The sequence below is a fragment of the Kineococcus radiotolerans SRS30216 = ATCC BAA-149 genome (genome assembly GCF_000017305.1).
Classification (GTDB): Bacteria; Actinomycetota; Actinomycetes; order Actinomycetales; family Kineococcaceae; genus Kineococcus; species Kineococcus radiotolerans.
This window is the reverse complement of the sequence record NC_009664.2, coordinates 1,320,770-1,341,174: the sequence shown is the minus strand read 5'-3', so window position 1 is coordinate 1,341,174 and position 20,405 is coordinate 1,320,770. Positions and strand designations below refer to the sequence as shown.

At 77.5% G+C, this 20,405-nt stretch carries 21 protein-coding genes and 1 tRNA gene; 14 read left to right on the top strand and 8 right to left on the bottom strand.

The window, feature by feature from the left end; translation table 11 throughout:
- On the bottom strand, window positions 1-909 hold the full coding sequence (gene ypfJ, locus KRAD_RS06405; RefSeq protein WP_041291939.1) for a KPN_02809 family neutral zinc metallopeptidase: 909 nt from the start codon (window positions 907-909) through the stop codon (window positions 1-3).
- Between the two features lie 288 nt (window positions 910-1,197).
- On the opposite strand from ypfJ, the gene KRAD_RS06400 reads away from it, so the two are divergent.
- The gene (locus KRAD_RS06400) at window positions 1,198-1,386 is read left to right on the top strand and encodes a hypothetical protein (protein WP_041291938.1); all 189 of its coding nucleotides are present in this window, start codon (window positions 1,198-1,200) and stop codon (window positions 1,384-1,386) included.
- On the opposite strand, the gene KRAD_RS06395 is transcribed toward KRAD_RS06400, so the two are convergent.
- Window positions 1,376-2,554 carry an aminotransferase class I/II-fold pyridoxal phosphate-dependent enzyme gene (locus KRAD_RS06395; protein WP_012084717.1) on the bottom strand — a complete coding sequence of 393 codons (1,179 nt, stop codon included), beginning with the start codon at window positions 2,552-2,554 and terminating at the stop codon, window positions 1,376-1,378. The genes KRAD_RS06400 and KRAD_RS06395 overlap by 11 nt on opposite strands.
- 80 nt (window positions 2,555-2,634) lie before the next feature.
- Between KRAD_RS06395 and KRAD_RS24040 the strand changes: the two genes are divergently transcribed.
- Complete coding sequence (locus KRAD_RS24040) at window positions 2,635-3,273, top strand: hypothetical protein (RefSeq protein WP_012084716.1); 639 nt, start codon at window positions 2,635-2,637, stop codon at window positions 3,271-3,273.
- Between the two features lie 21 nt (window positions 3,274-3,294).
- Here the strand turns inward: KRAD_RS24040 and KRAD_RS06385 are convergent, their stop codons facing one another.
- Entirely contained in the window at window positions 3,295-5,898 is a 2,604-nt protein-coding gene (locus KRAD_RS06385; RefSeq protein WP_238985719.1) for a SpoIIE family protein phosphatase, read from the bottom strand.
- 267 nt (window positions 5,899-6,165) lie between these two features.
- Between KRAD_RS06385 and KRAD_RS24995 the strand changes: the two genes are divergently transcribed.
- The 7 genes from KRAD_RS24995 (at window position 6,166) to KRAD_RS06355 (ending at window position 12,178) form a co-directional block, all read left to right on the top strand.
- Window positions 6,166-6,312, top strand: coding sequence for an antitoxin (locus KRAD_RS24995; RefSeq protein ID WP_083781983.1), 147 nt, complete (start codon window positions 6,166-6,168; stop codon window positions 6,310-6,312).
- Between the two features lie 142 nt (window positions 6,313-6,454).
- A tRNA-Thr gene (locus KRAD_RS06380) sits at window positions 6,455-6,530 on the top strand.
- A 71-nt stretch (window positions 6,531-6,601) separates the two neighbouring features.
- Complete coding sequence (locus KRAD_RS06375) at window positions 6,602-6,937, top strand: hypothetical protein (RefSeq protein WP_012084714.1); 336 nt, start codon at window positions 6,602-6,604, stop codon at window positions 6,935-6,937.
- 152 nt (window positions 6,938-7,089) lie between these two features.
- Window positions 7,090-8,085 carry a universal stress protein gene (locus tag KRAD_RS06370; RefSeq protein ID WP_012084713.1) on the top strand — a complete coding sequence of 332 codons (996 nt, stop codon included), beginning with the start codon at window positions 7,090-7,092 and terminating at the stop codon, window positions 8,083-8,085.
- 128 nt (window positions 8,086-8,213) lie between these two features.
- Window positions 8,214-10,541 (top strand): putative bifunctional diguanylate cyclase/phosphodiesterase, encoded by a 2,328-nt coding sequence (locus tag KRAD_RS06365; protein WP_012084712.1) that lies wholly within the window; start codon window positions 8,214-8,216, stop codon window positions 10,539-10,541.
- Between the two features lie 107 nt (window positions 10,542-10,648).
- Window positions 10,649-11,686 (top strand): serine hydrolase domain-containing protein, encoded by a 1,038-nt coding sequence (locus KRAD_RS06360; RefSeq protein ID WP_012084711.1) that lies wholly within the window; start codon window positions 10,649-10,651, stop codon window positions 11,684-11,686.
- Window positions 11,687-11,764: 78 nt separating this feature from the next.
- The gene (locus KRAD_RS06355; RefSeq protein ID WP_157873508.1) at window positions 11,765-12,178 is read left to right on the top strand and encodes an ester cyclase; all 414 of its coding nucleotides are present in this window, start codon (window positions 11,765-11,767) and stop codon (window positions 12,176-12,178) included.
- A gap of 49 nt (window positions 12,179-12,227) precedes the next feature.
- Here KRAD_RS06355 and KRAD_RS06350 read toward each other — a convergent pair whose 3' ends face one another.
- The 3 genes from KRAD_RS06350 to KRAD_RS24035 form a co-directional block, all read right to left on the bottom strand.
- Window positions 12,228-12,749 (bottom strand): GNAT family N-acetyltransferase, encoded by a 522-nt coding sequence (locus KRAD_RS06350; RefSeq protein WP_012084708.1) that lies wholly within the window; start codon window positions 12,747-12,749, stop codon window positions 12,228-12,230.
- Window positions 12,750-12,802: 53 nt separating this feature from the next.
- Window positions 12,803-13,015: a hypothetical protein gene (locus KRAD_RS06345; protein WP_012084707.1), complete on the bottom strand. Its 213-nt coding sequence runs from the start codon at window positions 13,013-13,015 to the stop codon at window positions 12,803-12,805.
- Between the two features lie 73 nt (window positions 13,016-13,088).
- A complete protein-coding gene (locus KRAD_RS24035; RefSeq protein ID WP_049821089.1) occupies window positions 13,089-13,850 on the bottom strand; it encodes a hypothetical protein in 762 nt (253 codons plus the stop codon).
- Between the two features lie 100 nt (window positions 13,851-13,950).
- Here KRAD_RS24035 and KRAD_RS24030 point away from each other — a divergent pair, with 100 nt between their 5' ends.
- Together KRAD_RS24030 and KRAD_RS06330 are read left to right on the top strand one after the other, a co-directional pair.
- Complete coding sequence (locus KRAD_RS24030) at window positions 13,951-14,706, top strand: GNAT family N-acetyltransferase (RefSeq protein WP_012084705.1); 756 nt, start codon at window positions 13,951-13,953, stop codon at window positions 14,704-14,706.
- Window positions 14,707-14,780: 74 nt separating this feature from the next.
- The gene (locus KRAD_RS06330; RefSeq protein ID WP_012084704.1) at window positions 14,781-15,905 is read left to right on the top strand and encodes a hypothetical protein; all 1,125 of its coding nucleotides are present in this window, start codon (window positions 14,781-14,783) and stop codon (window positions 15,903-15,905) included.
- 21 nt (window positions 15,906-15,926) lie between these two features.
- On the opposite strand, the gene KRAD_RS06325 is transcribed toward KRAD_RS06330, so the two are convergent.
- On the bottom strand, window positions 15,927-16,724 hold the full coding sequence (locus KRAD_RS06325) for an AraC family transcriptional regulator (RefSeq protein WP_041291937.1): 798 nt from the start codon (window positions 16,722-16,724) through the stop codon (window positions 15,927-15,929).
- 82 nt (window positions 16,725-16,806) lie between these two features.
- On the opposite strand from KRAD_RS06325, the gene KRAD_RS06320 reads away from it, so the two are divergent.
- The 3 genes from KRAD_RS06320 (at window position 16,807) to KRAD_RS06310 (ending at window position 18,751) form a co-directional block, all read left to right on the top strand.
- Entirely contained in the window at window positions 16,807-17,334 is a 528-nt protein-coding gene (locus tag KRAD_RS06320) for a VOC family protein (RefSeq protein ID WP_041291936.1), read from the top strand.
- A 62-nt stretch (window positions 17,335-17,396) separates the two neighbouring features.
- Window positions 17,397-17,876: a DnaJ family domain-containing protein gene (locus KRAD_RS06315; RefSeq protein ID WP_012084701.1), complete on the top strand. Its 480-nt coding sequence runs from the start codon at window positions 17,397-17,399 to the stop codon at window positions 17,874-17,876.
- A gap of 20 nt (window positions 17,877-17,896) precedes the next feature.
- Complete coding sequence (locus KRAD_RS06310; RefSeq protein WP_012084700.1) at window positions 17,897-18,751, top strand: LLM class flavin-dependent oxidoreductase; 855 nt, start codon at window positions 17,897-17,899, stop codon at window positions 18,749-18,751.
- 101 nt (window positions 18,752-18,852) lie between these two features.
- Here KRAD_RS06310 and KRAD_RS27470 read toward each other — a convergent pair whose 3' ends face one another.
- Window positions 18,853-20,400: an alpha-N-arabinofuranosidase gene (locus tag KRAD_RS27470; RefSeq protein WP_012084699.1), complete on the bottom strand. Its 1,548-nt coding sequence runs from the start codon at window positions 20,398-20,400 to the stop codon at window positions 18,853-18,855.
- Window positions 20,401-20,405: the final 5 nt, after the last annotated feature.

Sequence of the window (20,405 nt, the reverse complement as noted above, 5' to 3'; positions counted from 1 at the left end):
TCAGAGGGTGGTGGCGCTGAAGGTGTCGCACTGCCGGGGGTCGCCGGTCTCGTACCCGGTGCTGAACCAGTGCCGGCGCTGCTCCGAGGTGCCGTGGGTGTAGGAGTCCGGGTCGGCGCTGCCGTTCCCGAGCTCGGTCTGGATGAAGTCGTCACCGATGCGCCCGGCCGTGTCGAGGGCGCGTTCCACGTCGTCGGCGGTGATCTCGGCGATCAGCGGGGCGCCGGAGTCGTCCGGGACGGTGGTGGCGTGGTTCGCCCACGTCCCCGCGTAGCAGTCGGCCTGCAGCTCCAGCCGCACGCTGGCGCTGTCGGGACCGGCCGCGCCCGCCGGCACCGCGTCGGTGGTGCCCAGCAGGTGCTGCACGTGGTGGCCGTACTCGTGGGCGAGGACGTAGGCGTTGACGAAGGACCCGCCCTCGGCGCCGAACCGCGTGCGCAGCTCGTCGAAGAAGGAGAGGTCCACGTACACGAGCTGGTCGGCGGGGCAGTAGAAGGGCCCGGTCCCCGAGGACGCCGCCCCGCAGCCGGTCTGCGTCCCGCCGGAGAAGAACACGGTGTCGGTGGCGGTGTACCCGTTCCCGAGCACCGCGGTCCAGTAGTCCTGCACGGACTCGATGTCGGCGACCAGCGCGCACTCCGTCCGCGCGTTGGCGTCGGCGCCGGTGCGGCAGGAGGAGGCCAGTTCCGCACCGCCCACGCTCTGCCCCTGGCCCAGCTGGTCGAAGACCCCCGCGGAGCGCGTGCCGGACCCGTCGGGACCCCCGCTGCCGAGGACCTGGAACAGGACGAGCACGAGCACGCCCACGATGCCCAGGCCACCGCCGCCCAGCGCGACCGTCCGCCCGCCGCCGCCCCGCCGGTCCTGCACGCCGCCGGGGTCCAGGCTCGCGTCGTCGCGGTACCTCACGGCTGGTCCTCGTCGATCATCGTCGTCCCTCGTCCTCGTCCCTGCGGCGCCCCGTCCGGGCGCCCCGTCCGCCCGAGCTTGCTGTCCCCGGGCGCCGCCCACCACCCGAACCCCGGTCCGCGCCGATCGCGCAGCGTCACGCTCGGTTGCAGCGCAGGCGTTCCGGGCTGCCGGGCGCGGTCGGGCCACCTACTCTTCGGGGACGACGCCCTGAACGCACCTGTGGAGAACGATGATCACGGCCCCCCGCCCCACCGCCCGCCCCACCCACGGCGAGCGGTGCGGGCGGTGAGCTCACCGCAGGACCCCGCCCGGGCCGCGCGGCGCGCGCTGCTCCTCGCCGAGCGGGAGGCCGCGGCGCGGCGGCGACGGGCCCGCGGGACCCAGCCCCGCCGGTTGCCGGTCCCGCGCAGCCTGCGCGCCGCCCGCCCCCGCCCGCCCGAGGAACCCGGCCCCGCGCCGGCGGTCAGGGCCTGAGGCCGGCCAGGAACGCGCCCAGGCGCCGCAACCCCTCGGCGATCTCCGCGCGCGAGGCCGCGTACGACAACCGCACGTGGGTCTCGGCCGTGTCGACGCCGAAGTCGCGGCCTGGGGTCAGGGCCACGTGCGCCTCCCGCAGGGCGCGCTCGCAGAACTCCCACGAACCCAGTCCCGTCCCCGAGACGTCGAAGTACACGTAGAACGCGCCGTCGGGTTCGACGGGGACGGGCAGGCCCAGCCCGGCCAGCCCGTCCAGCACGGCGCGCCGGCGGGCGGCGAGCTCCACGCGCCGTTCCTCGCACAGGGCCAGCGACTCCGGGGTGAAGCAGGCCAGCGCGGCCTGCTGGGCCGGGGCCGAGGCGCAGAGGAAGTAGTTCATCGCCAGCTTCTCCACCGCCGGGACGAGTTCCGCGGGCAGGACCGCCCACCCCAGCCGCCACCCGGTCATGCCGAAGTACTTCGAGAAGCTGTTCACCACCACCGCGTCCGGGTCGACGGCGAGGACGGTGCGGGGGGCGGCGCCCCCCGGGGAGGGGTCGGCGAGGTCGAGGTAGATCTCGTCCACGATCCGCCACGCCCCGCGGGCGCGGGCCAGCGCGCAGATCTCCGCCAGCTGCCCCGGCGGCACGGAGGTCCCGGTGGGGTTCGACGGGGTGGCGACCATGACGGCGGCGGTGCGCTCGCTCCAGGCGCGCTCCACCGAGGCCGGGTCCAGCTGGTAGCGCGACGCGGCGGTGGTCGCCACCGCGGCCACCACCCCGCCGAAGGTCTCCACGAGCTGCCGGTTGCACGGGTAGGAGGGGTCGGCCACCACGACCTCCGACCCCGGGTCGACCGTCGCGGCCAGCACGAGCAGCAGCGCCGAGGACGCCCCGGAGGTGACGACGATCCGCTCCGGGTCGACCTCCACGCCGTGCCGGTCGCGGTAGAACCCGGCGATGGCCCGCCGCAGCGCCGGCGCCCCCGTCGACGGGGTGTAGGGCAGGGGACGGCCGTCCATCACCTCCCGCATCGCCTCCCGCACCGCCGGGGGCGCGCCGAAGTCCGGCTCCCCGATGCTGAGGCGGACCACGTGCTCACCCCGGGCCTCGAGGTCGGCGGCCTGCTGGCCGAAGGCCAGGGCGTGGAACGGCTGCACGGTCCGGGCGCGCTGGGCGAGTCTCACGGGCACCGGACCCTACGCCGCGCCGGGGACCACCGCGGTCGGGGCGCGGTCGGGGCGCGGCCGGGAGGTACCGTCGGGCCGTGCCGCTGCGGATCGCCCCGACCTACCGGGCGGCGTGGGTGCCCGCCCGCGGGGACGCCCCGCCCGACGCCGCCCTCGAGACCGCCGTCGCCTGGTGGGAGGAGCGCTGCGCGGAGACGGGCACCCGCGGGCTGCTGGTCACCAACGACAAGATGACCGTGACGGTCACGCCCCGGCTGCTCGCCCTCGCCCGCCGCCACCGCTCCGCCACCCCCCGGACCAGCGCCGCCGCGCCGTGGGGCGTGCCGGTCCTCGCCCACCGCCCCGACCAGGCCGCCCTGCACCTGGCCGTCCAGCGCGCCCACGGGGCCGCGCTCTGCGTCGTCGAGGGGGTCGCCGGCCAGGTCGCCGGCTGGGCGTCGGTGACGCCCGCGGTCGCGCTCGCCCCGGCCGGGCCGGGGACCGGCGCGGCGACGGCGGCCGTGGACGAGCAGTGGCTGCGCACGGTGACCCGGCTGGCCTCCGGCGAGCACGGGATGCCGTCCTCGCCCGAGCGGACGCTCGCCGTCCTCGCCGACCTCCCCGCGCACCGGCGGGCGCAGCTGCCCACGGCGCTGATCGCCCGCGGCGCCCCGCTGGCCGAGGTGCGGCAGGTCGTGAAGCTCCTCGCCGAGGTCCGGGGGGCGGGCGCCCGCTGACCCGGCGCTCACCCGGCGCCGTCAGCGGGGGACGGGCAGGACCGCGTCCGGCTCCCGGGCGGGGCCGGCCTCCGCGGGACGGGGCTCGTCCACCGGGTGCAGCCGGAACGCGACCAGGGCCACGTCGTCGTCGTGGCCCGGCGGCACCAGGCGGGCCAGGACGCCGTCGACCAGCTCGTCCAGGGTCAGCCCGGCCAGCCCCGCCACGCACTCCTGCAGCTCCTCCAGCCCCTCCTCCAGCCCGCGGTCGCGGCGCTCGACGAGACCGTCGGTGAACATGAGGACGGTCGAGCCGGGTTCGAGGGCGACGACGGCGTCGGCGCGGTGGGTGCCCGGGTCGATGCCCAGCAGCAGCTGCGGGGGGAGCACCGCCAGCGGGCGGACCGTCCCGTCCGCGCCGACCAGGACCGGCGGCGGGTGCCCGGCGTTGGCCCACCGCAGCCGGGTGACCCCGCGCCGGCGCTCGTCGGCGTCCTGCTCCAGGCGGGCCACGACCACGGTGGCGGTCGTGGCCACGGCCAGGCCGCTCACCGCCGCGTCCAGCCCGGAGAGGACCGTCGCCGGGCCCGCGCCCGTGGCGTAGGCGATGCCGCGCAGCAGGGACCGGACCTGGCTCATCTGCGCCGCGGCCTCGATGTCGTGCCCCGCGACGTCGCCGATGACCAGGACGGTGGACCCGTCGGGGGTGAGGAACGCGTCGTACCAGTCGCCGCCGACCCGGGCCGCCTGCGCCGCCGGCTGGTACCGGACCGCCACCTGCACCCGGTCCGGCTCGACCGGGGCGGTCAGCAGGCTGCGCTGCAGGCTCTCCGCGATGCGGTGCTGGGCGGAGTACAGCCGCGCGTTGTCCAGCGCGAGCCCCGCGCGGTCGGCGACCTCGGTGACCAGCAGGAGGTCCGCCGGGGCCAGCGGCCCGTGCTCGGCGCCGTGGAAGAGGGTCAGCAGCCCGACGGTGCGCCCGTGGGCGCGCAGGGGCAGGCACTCCAGGGCCTCCGGGGCCAGCCGCCGCAGCAGGTCCCGGGCCGGGCTGTCCCCGGCGAGGTGGCGGACGACGGCCTCCGTGGCGCCCGCGCCGATCGTCACCGGCCGGGCGGTGCGCCAGACCCCGTGGAGGTAGGAGTCGGGGGCGAGCGCGGACAGCCGGGCGTCGCGGTAGGCGCGGACGGTGTCCAGCAGGGCGGGGTCGCTGTGCTGGCAGCCGACGTCGCGCAACCCGCCGTGCTCGTCGACCAGGGTGACCAGGCACCAGTCGGCCAGGGCCGGCACCAGGTGCTGGCTCAGCCGGGCGACGGCCTCGTGCACGTCGAGCGTGGCGCTGAGGTCCTCGCCCACGGTGGCCAGCAGCTGCAGCCGGGCCGCGGCGGCGGTGGTGGCGGCGTGCGCGGCCACCGCCTGCGCCCGGGCGGACTCCAGCTCCAGCAGCGTCCGCCGCCGCTCGGTGACGTCGGTGAAGTACACCGACACCCCGTCCGGGTCCGGCCAGGCGTGGACCTCGAACCAGGCGTCCAGCGGAGCGGGGTAGTACGCCTCGAAGGTGGCCGGCCGCCCGTCGCGGGCCACGGAGCGGTAGTGCGTCTCGAAGTCGGAGCCGACCGCGTCGGGGAACAGGGCCCAGACGTTCCCCCCGAGCAGCTCCTCCCGGCGCCGGCCCAGCACCTTCTCCGCCTCGGCGTTGACGTAGGTGAAGCGCCAGCCGCGGTCGAGGAAGAAGAACGCCGAGGCCATCGACTCCAGGATCCGGGCGACCCGGACGTCGTCGTCGCGCGCGGACGTCGTGTCGTAGGCGGCGCCCAGCAGCCGCACCGCGAGCCCGGAGGCGTCGGGCAGCGCCTGCCCCCGGGCCTGGACCCAGCGCGTGGAACCGTCCGGGCGGACGATCCGGTACTCCGCCTCGAACGGCCCGCACGTCTCGATGGCCTGCTGCAGCGCCTCGCCGACCCGGGACCGGTCGTCGGGGTGCAGGCGGGCCTCGAAGGCGGCGATGTCGCGGCCGAAGTCGTCGGCGGCGTAGCCGAAGAGGTCCAGCAGCCGCTCGTCCCAGACCAGCTCGCCGGTGAGGAGGTCCCAGTCGAAGGTGCCGACCCCGCCCGCGGCGACCGCGAGCTGCCCCCGGACCCGGGCGGTCCGGTGCTCCACCGCCAGGGCCGACAGTTCCAGCTCGCTCACGGCGGCGGCGGCGAGGGTCGTCAGCGTCGAGACGTCGGCGCCGTCCCAGGCCCGGGGCCGCGGCGAGGAGACGGACAGCACCCCCACGACGTGGCCGTCCCGGCCGCGCAGCGGCACGCCCAGGTGGGCGCCGGCGGCTCCCGAGCGCACCGCGGGCAGCGCCGCGACGCGCTCGTCGGCGGCGCAGTCGGGGACGACCAGGGGCAGCCCCTCGACGGCGGTCGCGGCGCACAGCGACCCGGCCAGCGGGCCGGCGTGCCCCCGCGGGTCCGCGCCGGGCCCGGTCGCCGCGACGACGTGCCGCTCCTCGCCGAGCAGGGACAGGTGGGCGGTGGGGGCGTCCAGCGAGCGGGCGGCGAGGACGGTCAGGCGGTCCAGGGCGACGACGGGGGCGGAGGACAGCAGCCGGCGGGTGGAGGCGCCCCGGTCGACGTCGGCGGCGAAGCCGTCCAGGGTCACCCGGGCGGCGGCGTCGGTTCTCAGCGGGTCCCTCCGGAGGTCCTGCGTCGGGGGGACCGGCGCGTCGGGGGACCGGCGCGTCGGGGACGCCGTCCTGACCGGGAGCCTAACCCAGCCGGACGGCCCGGGCCCGGGACCGTCCTCCGCCCGCCTCCCGCCCCGAGTGGCGGACCCGCGGGGAGCGGGGGAGGCTCGGGCCCGGGAAGCCCGGCCCGGGACGAACCCGGGTCGGCGGACCGCCCACCCAGACGAGCCGAGGAGCAGCACATGCCCGACTTCGGGAACATCACCGAGAAGGCCAGCGACGCCGGGATCGAGAAGGCCGGGGACGCCGTCGACGCCAAGACCGGCGGCGGCCACGCCGAGCAGGTCGACAAGGTCGAGGACGTCGCCGACCGCAAGATCGGCGAGTGACGGGGACCCCTCCGCACCTGGACGTGGCGGCACCGGCGCGACGCCGGTGACCGCCACGTCGTGCGTCCGGGCCCTCCGGACCGCTGCGCCGTCGGAGGGCCCCGCCGGCGGCCGCTGTGGCAGACTCGGCGCCGCACGACCCGCCCCTGTAGCTCAGTGGCCAGAGCAACCGCCTTGTAAGCGGTAGGTCGTCGGCTCGATTCCGACCAGGGGCTCCACGAGCACGCGCACCGCCGCCCTCGTCCCCGTTCCGGAGGCGTCGCGCGCCCGGATCCGGGAGAGTACGGGCGTGAGTGAGAACGTGAAGGCGCCGGAGAACGACCAGCACGACCCCGACCCGGGCACCTGGGGCGGCACGGGCTACGTCCGTCAGGAGCTGGACCCCGCGCTGATCGCGTGGTGGCAGTCGCTGCCCATCCCGACCCGGACGACGCTCGCGGCCCTGCGCCCCGGCGACGTCATCCCCCGCGAGGCCGCGGCCGCGCTCGCGGCGACGGGCATGACCTGCCCGGAGGTGGTCGTCGTCGAGGACGGCCGCCGGGTGCGCCGGCGCATCGCCTCCCGCGACGTCGTGGCCAGTGTGCTGCGGGTGCGGCTGAACCACTCCGAGCGCCGGCTGGTCTGAGCCCCTCCCGGCCGGGCCCCGTCCGGCCGGGGGAACGGCCCCACCGGGACCGCCCCGGCTCTTGCGCCCCGCCCGCGCTTAGCCCAGTGTGAGCGGAAACCTACGCAGCGCAGTGGTGGGGTCCGGAGCCTGGTCCGACGGGGAGGTGGGTCGTGGTCACGGTCGTGCACGGCAGGGTGGTCGTCGGGATCGACACCCTCGCCGACTCCCGCGCCGCGCTGGAGTGGGCGGCGCGGACCGCCGCCGGGCGCGGCGCCGACCTCGAGCTCGTCCGCGGCGTGCAGCTCGTCCCCGCCCCGGACCCCTGGAGCGCCGGCTACGCGCCGCAGCTCCTGGAGCACCTCGAGGAGGCCGCCTGGGGCGAGCTGGCCGCGGCCCGCGAGGCCGTCGCGCACGGCGGTCCCGGCGGGGGCCCCGGCGACGTCCGCGCCACCCTCGTCCACGACCACCCCCGGACCGCGCTGCTGGACGCCGCCCGCTCCGCGGACCTCCTGGTCACCGGCGCCCGCCGCCGCAGCCGGCTGCGCGCCGGGCTGCTCGGGGGCTTCCAGCTGGGGTCCACCAGCCTGTTCGTCGCCTCCCACGCCACCTGCCCCGTCGTCGTGGTCCGCGGACCGGCCGCGGAGGGCGCCCGCGACCTCGTCGTCGGCTTCGACGGCTCCCTCGCGGCCACCGCCGCCGCCCGCTGGGCCGTCGCGCACGCCGCCCGCACCGGGGACCGCGTCCGGGTCCTGACGGTCTGGCGCAGCGCCGCGCACCTCGCGCTCGGGCTCGACCCCGCCGAGGTGCACCGGACCCGCGCCGCGGACGAGACCGCGGTGCACGCCCGCCTGGAGGACCTCCTGCGCTGGCTGGGCGAGGAGGAACCGCACGTCGAGGTCAGCGGCACCGTCGTCGAGGACGACCACCCCGAGGACGTCCTGCTCGAGGCCGCCGCGGCCTGCGCGCTGCTCGTCGTCGGCTCCCGCGGGCACAGCGCCCTGACCTCCGCCCTCATCGGCTCCACCAGCCACGCCGTCCTGCACCACGCGTCCACCCCCGTCGTGGTCGTCCCCGACGCCGAGCAGGTGGCCCACCGCCGCCGCCAGGCCGAGCACGCCCGGGCCGGCGCCCCGGCCCGCCCGGCGCGCCGGCCCGCCCGGCACTGAGACCCGCCCGGCACCGGGACCCGCCCCGCGGGGCGGGCACGCCGCCGCCCGGTTCAAGCGCAGCGCCGCGCGCGCCGACGAACTCCCCAGCACCCCCGCCGCCGGCGGGGACCGGGGGAGGGCGGGTCGTGACCACGAGGACGCAGCGGCGGGTGGACCGCACCGTCGACGTCGGCACCGTCGTGCTCCTCCTCGCGGTGTTCACCACCTGCCTCGCGCCCGTGGGCGACGGGGTGCGCTCCGTCGTGCTCGCCGCCAGCGGCGTCGTCGGCCTGCTCGGCCTGGTCGTCGGGGCCGTCGTGCACCGCCCCCGGCCGCGCTGGGCGTGGTGGGCGATGGCCCTGTCCGGGTTCGTCTTCCTCGCCGGGCTGGGCGTGCGGGCGTGGACGGCGGGACGGGACGACGTCCCGGCCCGCCTCGGCGACGTGTTCTCCCTCACCGGTTTCACCCTGCTGCTGCTGGCCCTGGGGGCGCTGCTGCGCGCCCACCGCGGGCTGCGCCGCGAGGTCGTCTGCGACGTGCTGGTCCTCACCTGCGCCGGGGCGCTCGCCTCGCTGCGGCTGCTCGTCCTGCCCGCCCTGGAGAGGGCCGGTGCGGACCCGGCGGCGATCGTCCTGGCCGGGGTGTACCCGATGGTCGACGTGGTGATCCTGGGGATCGTCGCGGACCTGCTGATCTCCGCCCCCCGCCGTCCCAGCAACCGGCTGCTCTTCGGGGCCATCCTCGCTCTCCTGGTGGGCGACACCTGGTTCGGCGTCGCGGAGGCCGCGGGCGCGGTCCTCCCGCCCGCGGCGGCCCAGGGGTTCTACGCCGTGGGCTACCTGTGCCTGGGGGCGGCCGCCGTGCACCCCTCCCAGTCGCGCCGCCGCGCGCCGGCCCCCGACGCCGGCCCGTCCCCCCGCGGCGACGGCGACGCCTGGTCGCCGCCGCGGCTGGTGACCCTCACGGTCTCGATGGCCGCCGTCGTCGTCCTGGTCACCTGGCCCACCACCACCCACCCCCGCCTGCACGGCCTCGCCTCCGCGTCCACCCTGGCCGTCACGTTCGGGTTGCTGGTCTTCCGCGCGGTCTCCGCCGTCGACGGGCAGGCCCGGGCGCGGGCGGTCCTGGAGCGGCGGACCCGCCACGACTCCCTGACCGACCTCGCCAACCGGGAGGAGGTCGACCGGCTCGTCGACGGGCTCCGGGCCCGTCCCGTCCCCGCCGGGTCCGACCGCTGGGTGCTGTTCTGCGACCTCGACGGCTTCAAGCGGGTCAACGACCGCTGGGGCCACGGGGCGGGCGACGAGCTGCTGCGGACCACCGCGGGGCGCCTGCGGGCCGTCGCCGGCACGGCGGTGGTGGGCCGGTTGTCCGGCGACGAGTTCGTCCTGGCCACGGTGGGCACCGCGACCGAGGTGGAGGACCTCGCCCGCGCCGTCCTCGACGCCGTCGGGCGGCCCGCGCAGCTGCCGGGCGCGGAGGTCGTCGTGACCGCCTCGGTCGGCCTGGCCCGCGTCCTCACCGGCGCCGAGGACGCGCTGCGCGACGCCGACGCCGCGATGTACCGGGCGAAGGCCCAGGGCCGCAACCGGTGGGCGCTGTTCGACGAGTCCATGCGCTCCGACGCCGGCGACGTCCTCGACCTGGAGGTCGCGCTGCGCCACGCGGTGGACGCCGACGCGTTCGAGGTCGTCTACCAGCCGGTCGTCGACGTCGCCGACGGCCGCCCGCGCGGGGTCGAGGCCCTGGTCCGCTGGAACCGTCCTGGCGTGGGCCCGGTCTCCCCGGTGGTGTTCGTCCCCGTCCTGGAGGACGCGGGCCTCATCGTCGCGGTGGGGCGCTCCGTCCTGGACCGGGCGCTCGCGCAGCTGGCCGAGTGGCGCCGGGCCGGGGCCGTCGACCAGGCGTTCACCGTGTCGGTGAACGTCTCCCCGCGGCAGCTGTTCGACCCCGCCCTGCCCGACGACCTGGCGCGGCTGCTGCACGCGCACCGGGTGCCGGGTCGCTGCGTGGTCCTGGAACTGACCGAGTCCTCGATGCTGGAGGGCGACGAGGCGACGCTGGACGTCCTGCACCGGCTGCGCGGGCTCGGCGTCGGCCTGGCCGTCGACGACTTCGGGACGGGGTACTCCGCGCTGAGCTACCTGCGCGACTTCCCCGTCACCCGGGTGAAGATCGACCGCAGCTTCGTCAACGGCATCGGCCGCTCCGCCCGGGACGAGGAGGTCGTGCGCGCCGTCGTGGCCGTCAGCCACGCCCTGGGCCTGGGCATCACCGCCGAGGGGGTCGAGACCGCCGCGCAGCGCGACGTCCTGCACGGCATGGGCGTGACGCACGGCCAGGGCTGGTTGTGGTCCGCGGCCCTGCCGCCGGGGGAGCTGGAACCGCTGCTGCGCCTGGGGGTCCCGTCGCCGGGGGCGGACGGCGCCGACGCGGGTGACCCGTCGCCGGACCTGCGGGTCGGGTCGGCCTGAGCGTCGCGGTCCCGGGAGGCCCCTCCCGCCGGTGCCCGCCGGTCGGCGGATGCGGGAGGCACCGAACGGGGGAGGACCGGCCGGGCCCGCCCTGCTGGGATGGGTCCGTGGAACTCGACGGGGATCTGGCGGACCGGGTGCGGCGCACGGCCGAGGCGCAGGCGCGGCGCCACCGGGGGCTGGTGGTGGCCGCGGTGCGGGGCGGGGAGACCGCGGTGCACGGCGCGGGCAGCGCCGGGGGCGCGGGGACCGTCCCGGACGGGCGCACCCTGTTCCAGATCGGGTCCGTCACGAAGGTGTTCACCACCCTGGCCCTCGCGGCGGCGGTGACGCGGGGTGAGCTCGCGCTGGACACCCCCGTGGACGCCTCGTTCCCCGAGCTGTCCTCCCCGCTGCCGCGGCCGGCGATCACGACGGCCCACCTCGCGACGCACTCCTCCGGGCTCCCCCGCCTGCCGCCCGGGGTGCTGCTGCGCGGCCTGCGCCAGCGCTCGGACCCCTACCGGGGCCTCTCGCCCGAGGACCTCGTCGCGGGTTACGGCCGGTGCCGGTCCGGGGCGCGTCCCGGGCGGCGGTTCCGCTACTCCAACTTCGGCGTCGCCCTGCTCGGGCAGGCCCTGGCCCGGCGGGCGGGGACCTCCTGGGAGCGGCTCGTCGCCGACGAGGTCACCGGCCCCCTGGGGCTGCGGGACACGGTGGCCGACGTGCGTCCCGACCAGCAGGACCGCCGGGCGACCGGGCACTCCGCCCGCCGCCGGCCGGTGCCCGACTGGACCTTGGACGCGGTGGCGCCGGCCGGGGGCCTGTGGTCCACGGCGGACGACGTCCTGGCGTTCCTGCGCGCCCACCTCGAACCCGGGGACGGCGCGCTGCCCGACGCCCTGCGGCTGGTGCAGCAGCCGCGGTTCCGGGCGAACCGGTGGCTGCAGGTGTGCCTGGGCTGGATGCTGACCCCGCTGCGGGGTACGGAGCACTCCGTGCTCTGGCACAACGGCGGTACGGGCGGGTTCTTCTCCTTCGCCGGGTTCCAGCCGCAGCTGGGGGTCGGGGTCGTCGTGCTGAGCAACACCGCGCGCTCGGTGGACCGGGCGGGCATGGAGCTGATGACCGCTCTCGTGACCGGGGCCGGCGTCCCCTCGGCCTGACCGGCGCCGCCGCGGCGCGGGGTCCACGGCGGGCGTCCCGGCGTGGCGACGGGCACCGGGCCGTGCTTGCATGGCGCGGTGGGGACCGGAACCGCGGACGTGGCCGCCGTGTACGAGCGCTACCTCGCGTGCTGCAACGAGCACCGCTTCGACGACCTCGGCGAGTTCGTCTCCGAGGAGGTCAGCGGGTCCGGGCCCGTCGACGGGCTCGCCGCCTACGTCGAGGGGGTGCGGGCGGTGGCCGTCGGCTTTCCGGACTACCGCTGGGAGCTGCAGGAACGGGTGGTGCAGGGGGACACGGTCGTCGCCCGGCTCACCGGCCGGGGCACGCACACCGGCCCCTTCAGCGGCATCGCCCCCACCGGCCGCACGATCAGCGTCCAGGAACTGGTCGTCTACCGCTTCGCCGACGGCAGGATCGTCCGCTGCTGGGGCGACCTCTACCCCGTGGTGCGCGACGCCCTGCGGACCCCCGCCCCGGTGGGGGCCTGACCCGGGCGGGGCGCTCCCGCCCCGTCGGCGCGGGCGCTGCCCGGCGCCCTCACGCCCGCGGGTCCAGCAGCTGGTGCACCTCGCAGTCCTGCCACCGGCCGGCGATCCTCAGGTACCGGGGGGCCAGGCCGTAGCGGGTGAAGCCGTTGCGCTCCAGCACCCGCCGGGAGCGGACGTTGTCCACCAGGACCTCGGCCTGCACCCGGTGCAGGCCGAGCTCGTCGAAGGCCAGCCCGGTCAGGCGCGCCACCGCGGCGGTGGCCACCCCGCGGCCGCCCGCGTCCTGGGCGACCCAGTAGCCGATGCTGCACGACTGGAACGCTCCGCGGACGATGCCGTTGAGGGTGGTGCGGCCGACGACGGCGCCCGTGTCGTCGAGGACGACGTGGGGCAGGCCGGTGCCCTGCTCGTGGGCGCGCAGGTCCGCCTCGACGACGGCGCGCTGGCCCTCGGCCGTGAACCAGGCGTCCTCGCGCAGCGGTTCGTACGGCGCCAGGAAGTCGCGGTTCTCCCGCAGCAGCAGCGCCAGCCGCTCCGCGTCGCCGACGTCGATGAGGCGGGTGGTGACCACGGGGCGAGTCTCCCGCGGGCCGGGCGCGCCCGCCCCCGGGGTCGCGGCGGGCGTCAGCCGCCGTGGCGCAGCAGCGTGCGGCCCGCCGGGGTGATCTCGACCATCAGCGGCACGAGGTCGTCGCCCCACCAGTCCGCGTCGAGGAGCCCGTACTGCTCCAGGTGCCGGTAGGCGGCGCCCACGAGCGGCGCGCACCCGGGCTCGTCCACGACGTGACCCACGTCCGCGCCCTCGAGGATCCGACGCTCCAGCCCGGTCAGCCTCACCGCCCCATCATCGCGGACCGGCGGCGCCGTCGCGCCGCGACGGCGCGCCCGCGCCTCGATCCCGCCGCGGCCCTCACCCCCGCAGGGACCCCAGGGGGGTGCGTCCCGCGACGACGTCCTCGGCGAGGTCCTCCAGGGTCCGGTCCTGCACGTAGGCGGTGGCGCGCAGCAGGGCCAGCGCGTCGGCGCGCTCCACGGCCAGCACCTGCTGGGCCATGCTGATGACCATCCACACCCGCTGGCGGGCCCGGGCGGTGGGGGCGTCCATCCAGTCCGGCTCCCCGTGCCCCTCGCCCGCGCCGGCCCCGGTGGCGCCGGCCCCGGTGGCGTCGAGCCCGGCGCCGACGAGGGCGGCCACCCGGCGGGCCGGGCCCAGGTCCAGGGGCGCCGCGCCGGGGCCGGGGGGCGCGAGGGGGCGCTCGCGGTGCAGGTGCAGGTCGAGCACCCCCGGACCCGTCGCCCCGCCCGGCAGGAGCAGCCGCAGCGGCAGCGTCACCGTGCTGCGGAAGGGGGTGTGGCGGCGCAGCTGGTCGTGCAGCGCGGGCCAGCGGGTCCGCAACCCGTCCGCGTCCACGACCAGGGGCTCCGCGGCCCCGTCCCCGCCGCCGGGGCCCTGCCCGACCGTGAACCGCCAGCGCTCCGCCGCGGCGGCCGCGTCGTCGCTGGCCCCGACGGGCAACCGCCACGCGTCCCGGCCCGCGACGCTGACCACGGCCCCGTCCACGGCCAGCACGTCGCAGCAGGCCGCGGCCAGGGCCGTCGCCGCCAGCTCCGGGCGGGCGGGGTCGGCGCGGCGGGCCCGGGCCGCCGCGAAGCGCGTCGGGAGGTCGTCCACGGTGCCCATCGTGGTGCAGCCGCGCCCGCGCGCCGAGGCGCCGGGCCGCGGGGCGGGAAACCGGTGGCCGCCGGTCCCCGCCGGGCGGCACGCTGGGCCGGTGCCCGACCTCACCGGCGCCCTCGTCCGCACCGCCCACGCCGACGCCTGGGCCGTCACCGCCGGCGGCCGCCCCGGAGGGGCCGTCGCGGACCTCGGCGGGGCCCGGGCCGCCTGCAGCGGACTGCCGTTCGGCCCGTACAACGGGACGGACCTCCTCGACCCCGCCACCACCGACCCGGAACGGGTGGCGGCGTGGTGGGCGGCCCGGGGCACCCCGTGGGCCTGGCGAACGCCCCCCTCCCCGGCGTGGCCGACCGGCTGGCCGGGCGGGGACCTCCTCGTCCACCAGCGCCTCGCCGGGCTGCGCCCCGCGCGGTTCGCCCCCGCCCCGCTGCCCGCCGGGGTCGCCGTCCGCCGCGCCGCGCCGCAGGACCTGGACGCCGTGGTGGCCGTGGACGTCGCGGCGTTCGGCGGACCCGCCGCCCCGGTCCGGCGCTGGCTGGCCGGGCACCTGGAGAACCCCGGCGTCGAGGTGGGTCTGGTGCTCGACGGCGACGAGCCCGTCGCCGCGGCGCACGCCGTGCGCTCCGACGGGGCCGCCGGGCCGGCGGTGCTGCTGGCCGGGGTGGGGGTCGTCCCCGGCGCGCGCCGGCGGGGCGTCGGCGCCGGGCTGTCGTCCTGGCTGCTGGAGCGCGCCCTCGCCGCCGGGGCCGCGCTGGCCCACCTCCAGCCCGACGACGACCGCGCCGCGCGCGTCTACGCGCGGCTGGGGTTCACCGAGGTCGAGGGGCTGGACGTGCGCACCCCGGGCTGACCTCGCGCCCGCCGCACCGCGAGCGCGCCCCGACTACGCTGGCCGCTCCGACCGTCCCCGTCCCCGAGGTACCCGTGCCGAAGAAGAAGAAGTCCCACGGCCACCCCGCCCACCGCGGGGGCAGCGGCACCGCGATGTCCCCGCTGCGCGCCGGGGGCCGGGTCCTGGGCGACCTGCAGGTCCCCTTCCGCCGCTTCCTCGAGGCCGAGCTGGCCGAGCAGGACGAGGCCGGCGGGGACGGCGCGGCGGGGGCGCCGATGGACGTCGGCGACCTCGAGGCGCGGCTGATGGAGTCCCTCGGCTGGCTCGTGCTGTCCCTGGAGCTCGACCTCGTCCCCGCCTCCGCGCGCTGGTTCAGCGCCGAGGGGCTGCAGGAGCTGTTCACCGAGATCGTCCCCGCGGTCGCCGAGCACAACGAGCTCGACGCGCAGGAGCTCGTCGACGAGACCCGCCTGGCCTGGACGTCGTACCTGATGTTCCTCGGCGAGACCGAGCAGTGGGCCGGGGAGGACGAGGAGCTCGCCGACTGCCTCGACGTCGCCTCCGGCGGGGTCGGCGCCACCGCCGCGGCCACCGCCAGCGTCCTCGACGCCCTGCGCGCCGCGGAGGAGGCCGTCCCGCCCGAGAGCCGGCTGGCGGACCTGGCCGCGCTGCCGTGGGTCACCGCGGCGCTCGACGCCGTCGACGAGCTCGCCGCCGGGGTCGACGCCGCGGTGGACGCCGAGGGGGAGGGGCCGGCCGTGGAGGTCCTGCGGGCCCGGCTGGCGCCCTTCGACCTGCCGCTGGACCCGGTCGCCGAGTGGGCCGAGCTGCAGCGCAACGGGTTCGTCACAGTCGTCGACGGGCGCACCGAGGTGCCGCGGGCGGGGGACCCGGAGCACCGCGGCGACCTCGCCACGGTCTTCGCGGCGTCGGTCATCAGCGGGACCCTCGCCGCGGCCGGCAGCCCCGGCGCCGTCGTCGGGGGCCTCTCGGCGGTCACCTCCGCCGTGCTGGACCCCATGACGTCGGGCCGGTTGCGCGAGCTCCTCACCGAGAACGGCGACGAGGCGGACCTGCCCGCGGCGCTGGCGGCCGTGCAGCGCCTCGTCGAGCTGGGGGTGCTGTCGCCGGTGGAGCCGTGGACGGCGCGCGCGGGCCTGGCCGGGGCCGTCCTCGACGTCGTGGACGGGTTCTTCAGCACCGAGCCCGAGGACTGAGCGCTCCGCGGGACCGGGCGCTCAGCCGGCCCCGCCGCCGCGGCGGTACTCGCTGGGCACCATCCCCAGCACCGCCCGGAAGTCGCGGGTCAGGTGCCCGTGGTCGGCGTAGCCGAGTTCCGCCGCGATCCGGGCCAGGTCGGCGGAGGGGTCGGTCCGGACGCGCTCGGCGGCCTCCTGCAACCGCCGCCGGCGGATCATCGCCGCCGGCGGCAGCCCGACGTAGCGGTGGGCGAGCCGTTGCAGGGTGCGCGTCGAGACCGCCAGCCGCAGCGCGACGTCCTCCAGCCGCACCACGGCGGGGTCGGTGTCGATGACCTCGGCCATCGCGTTGGCCGTCCGCGCCTCGGCGGACGGTTCCCCGACGTGGGCGGCGAGCCAACCGGCGAACGCCGCGGCCGTGCGCTGCGGCAGGGCGTCCGCGGGCCCGGCCGCCGCCGCGGCCAGGACGGCGCCCAGCAGGCCCGGCAGCTCCAGGCGGACGTAGCGGTCGCGCAGCGCCGCGGGGCCGTCGGTGAACACGGGCACCGCCGCCGGGCGCAGCTGCGCCCCGACCGCCCAGCCCGTGCCGGTGAGGTCGCGGTGCGAACGCCGCGTGGTGGGCCCCGCGAACCCGACGAACCCCCCGTCCCCGCTCTCCACGACGAGGTTGCAGGCCGGGAAGGCGACGAGGTGCTGGCGGGAGGTCCGGCCCGCGGCCACGTCCCACTGCGGGACCCAGAACCACCGGACCAGTTCGCCCACCTCCGGCGGGGCGGGGACGCGGGTGAACCGGGGCAGCCGGGCGGGGTAGAGGATCCCGCGGTCGGTTCCGCTCACCCCGGGCACGCTACTGCGCCCGGACGGGGACTGGCGCGGATCTCCAAGCCCGCGCCCGCCCCGGGCACCTAGCGTCGCGGGCATGAGCAGCGCGAGCACCACCACGAGCAGGGCCGCCCACGGCGAGCACACCACCCGCGGCGTTCCGCACGGGATGACCAGCCTCACCCCCTTCCTGTCCGTCCCCCGCGCCGCGGAGGCGATCGCGTTCTACCGCGACGTCTTCGGAGCACGGGTCGTCGACGTCACCGAGGTGGGCGGGATCGTCGTCCACGCCGACCTCGACCTGGGGTGCGGGCACCTGCAGCTGGGCGAGCCGAACCCGGAGTACCACCTCGTCGCGGCCCCGGCCGGGGAGGACGACTGCTACTCGCTGGGGTTCTACTGCGCCGACGCCGACGCGGTGGTGGCCCGCGCCGAGGCGGCGGGGGCGATGGTCCGCGAACCCCTGACGAACTTCGTCTCCGGAGACCGGTTCGCGAGCCTCCGCGACCCGTTCGGGGTGCGGTGGTCGGTGATGACCCGGGTGGAGGACCTCTCCGAGGAGGAGAGCGCGCGCCGGGTCGCGGAGCGGGCCGCCCGCCTCGGCGAGGGCGACGCGGGGAGCTGAACCGCTCCCGGGTCCCGCCGGCACCCGGTGGCGCGCGGGCCGGCGGGTGCCAGAGTGGGCGGGTGGCCAGTGGACGCAAACCGCCCGGCACCCCCTTCGAGGACTGGGTCGAGCGGCAGGTGCGCGAGGCGCAGGAGCGGGGCGACTTCGACCACCTGCCCGGCGCCGGGGCGCCGCTGCCCGGGCTGGACCGGGAGTTCTCCGCCGAGCAGTGGGCCGCGGACAAGGCCCGGCGCGAGGGCTACGACGTGACCGCCATGCTGCCGCCGGCGCTCGCGCTGCGCCGCGAGCGCGAGGTGCTGCTGCGCGACGTGGCGCAGCTCGGGCGCGAGCCCGCGGTCCGCGAGGTCGTGGCCGACTTCAACGACCGGGTCCGGGAGCTCTACCGGCGGCCCGCGGACGGGCCGCTGGTGGTGGTGGCCCTGCTCGACGAGGAGGCGGTCCTGGAGGCGTGGCGGGCGGCCCGCCCGGCTCCGGCGGCCCCCGCCGCGGTGGAGCCGCCGGCGCGGCGGCGCCGGTGGTTCCGTCGCCGCACCCGCTGAGCGGTCCCTAGGCTGCCGGGGTGGTCGAACTCTCCTGCGTGGTCCTCAACGACCTGCACCCGACGTCCTTCACCGCCACCGCCCGGGAGGTCGAGGCCGCGGGCCTGCGGACGGTGTTCTGCTACGACCACCTGTCGTGGCGCGACTTCCGCGACGGCCCCTGGTTCAACGCCGTGCCCCTGCTGGCGGCCGCCGCCGTCGCCACGACCCGCGTGCGGCTGGGGACCCTGGTGGCCTCGCCCAACTTCCGGCACCCGGTGACCTTCGCGGCCGAGGTGATGACCCTCGACCAGCTGAGCGGGGGGCGCGTGGAGCTCGGGGTCGGGGCGGGCACCTCGGCCGAGGACGCGGCGGTGCTCGGGCTGGCGCCGCTCACCCCCGGGCAGCGCCAGGACCGGTTCGAGGAGTGGACGACGCTGCTGACGACGCTGCTGACGCAGCGGGTCACCGACGCGGCGGGGGAGCGCTACCGCGCCGTCGACGCCCGCAACGTCCCCGGCCCGGTCGCGGGGCGGGTCCCGCTGACGGTGGCCGCGGCCGGTCCGCGGGGCCTGCGGTTCGCGGCGCGCACCGGCGACACCTGGGTCACCTACGGCTCCGGGCAGCCCGGTCCGGGGGACTCCGTGGAGGACGCGATCGCCCGGTTCCTGGACCCCGCGGCCCGCTTCGACGCCGTGGCGGGCTCGGCGGGGGTGCGGCGCCTGGCGCTGCTCGGCCTCGACGAGCGGGGGGCGTTCACCGACTACCCGCGCTTCGCGGCGGCGCTGGCCGGTGCGGGCTACGACGAGGTCTGCGTCCACTGGCCGCGCGCCGACGGGCGGGGCGCCCCGGCGGCGGTCCTGGGGACGGTGCTGACCGCGCACGGGCTGGGCTGAGCGCGCTGGGCTGAGCGGGCCCCGACGCGAGAGCGCCCGGGCGCGGCCTGCTCGGCCGCGCCCGGGCGCGTCGGGGGTGCTCCCGGGGGAGCGGGTGCGGCTCAGCCGAGGGTGAGCTGCACCGTGGCGAAGGAGTGCGCGGGCAGCTCGACGACGAGGGTGTCGCCCTCGCGGCGGGCCCCGTCGAAGGGGACCGGCGCGACCGCGGTCGGGTTCTCCACGGTGTTGTGCTCCTGCAGGGAGGGGGCCGCGAGCAGCGTCGCCGCCGCCACGGTCCAGTCCCGCCCGCGCAGGTCCAGGCGCACCGTCCCGCCGCGCTCGACGTCGAGGTTGGTGACCGAGACCAGCGCGCTGCCCTCGCGGGAGCTCACCGACGTCGTCAGGGTCCGGTACTCGCCCGCCTCGCCCTCGTAGCGGGCGTCGCCGGCGACGACGTGCACGGGGTGGCTGGTGGCGTCCTGGTGCCCGGCGTTCATCGCGAACACGTGGTACGTCGGGGTGAGGACCATCCGCGCCCCGTCGGTGAGGACCATCGCCTGCAGCACGTTGACCGTCTGGGCGATGTTGGCCATCACCAGCCGGCGGGCGTTGGCGTGGAAGACGTCGAAGTGCAGACCGGCCACCAGCGCGTCGCGCAGGGTGTTCTGCTGGAAGAGGAACCCGGGGTTGGTGCCGGGTTCGACGTCCCACCAGGTGCCCCACTCGTCGCAGACGAGGCCGATGGTCGCGTCGGGGTCGTAGGCGTCCATGACCCGGGAGTGGCCGCGGACGATCTCGTCGATGCGCCAGGCGTTGACCATCGTGGCGTGGTACTCGCCGGCGTCGAACTCCGTCGCCGAGCCCTTGTGCTGCCAGTCGTCGCTGGCGTGGGTGTAGTAGTGGAACGACAGCGCCTGCCAGCGCTGGTGGTGGCGCTCCTCCACGGGGCCGCCGAGGGTGCTGATCGACTTCATCAGCGTCTCGGTCCAGTGGTAGTCGTCGCGGTTGGGGCCGGCGGCGATGCGGTACAGCTCGTTGCCGTCGTGGTTGCGGGCGTAGGTGGAGAACTGGGAGGCGAGCTGGGCGTACTGCTCGGCGGTCATGTTGCCGCCGCAGCCCCAGGCCTCGTTGCCGACGCCCCAGAACGGCACCTTCCACGGCTCGGTGCGCCCGTGCTCGCGGCGCAGCCGGGACATGGGGGCGTCGCCGGAGCGGGTGAGGTACTCGACCCAGTCGCTCATCTCCTGGACCGTGCCCGAGCCGACGTTGCCCGAGACGTAGGGCTCCGCCCCCAGCAGCTCGCACAGCCGCATGAACTCGTGGGTGCCGAAGGAGTTGTCCTCGACGACGTCGCCCCAGTGGGTGTTGACCATCGAGGGGCGGTCCTCGCGGGGGCCGACGCCGTTCTCCCAGTGGTACTCGTCGGCGAAGCAGCCCCCGGGCCAACGCAGGTTGGGGATGCTGATGTCCTTCAGGGCCTGCACGACGTCGTCGCGGACGCCGGAGGTGTTCTGGATCGGGGAGTCCTCCCCGACCCAGAACCCCTCGTAGATGCACCGGCCGAGGTGCTCCGCGAAGTGGCCGTAGAGGTGGCGGCTGATGGTGGCGCCGGCGACGTCGAGGTCCACGACGCCGTGCAGGGTCCCGCTGGTCGGTGCAGTGGTGCTCACAGGTG

Coding starts and splice junctions, on each gene's coding strand:
- KRAD_RS06320 (WP_041291936.1), top strand. CDS start 16,807: ATGAGCAGCGCGAGCACCACCACGAGCAGGGCCGCCCACGGCGAGCAC.
- KRAD_RS24995 (WP_083781983.1), top strand. CDS start 6,166: ATGCCCGACTTCGGGAACATCACCGAGAAGGCCAGCGACGCCGGGATC.